Annotated in this window: 2 protein-coding genes; both read right to left on the bottom strand. The window is 53.5% G+C overall.

The features are described 5' to 3' along the window. Nucleotides 1-203 (bottom strand): DUF3916 domain-containing protein (locus PQQ51_RS34405; RefSeq protein WP_408501635.1); only part of this gene is annotated, 203 nt, incomplete at its 3' end. Continuing rightward, a partial coding sequence (locus PQQ51_RS34400) for a hypothetical protein (RefSeq protein WP_408501634.1) occupies nt 196-402 on the bottom strand: 207 nt, incomplete at its 5' end. The genes PQQ51_RS34405 and PQQ51_RS34400, both read right to left, overlap by 8 nt.

Here is a 402-nt window from a genome sequence, read left to right as displayed (position 1 = left end):
ATAAGACCTTGCGCACACGCGCGACGGGTCGCAGCGGTAGCATATCGCCCCTGAACGAGGCTGGACGACACCGGGATTTTCCAATTCCAGTAAACGTCACTCGACCTCCAAACGTCCGGGGAAATGTAGCTTGAAAGTTGTTCCGGCCATCCTTGGATAGCACGGAGCCTACGAGGAATGCCACGGAGTTTCTTTTCAGGCATGACGACGGTGTTGGATGCGGTATGCCATTGGATTCATTGAGTGCTGCATTTTCGGTGTCCGGTCATATCCGACAGTAAGGCAGCGTGCTGGCTGCATTCTGCAATCTCTAACGAGCACCGTAAACATAGAATCATTCTTATCGGATTGCCGGCGATTCAGGTAGCCGGAACAAAGAAGCAACTGCGGCAAGGTCGGACG

It is taken from the genome of Paraburkholderia xenovorans (genome assembly GCF_046030735.1).
GTDB classification, from domain to species: Bacteria; Pseudomonadota; Gammaproteobacteria; order Burkholderiales; family Burkholderiaceae; genus Paraburkholderia; species Paraburkholderia xenovorans_A.
The sequence above is the reverse complement of the archived record's forward strand: the minus strand, read 5'-3'. Positions and strand labels throughout refer to the sequence as shown.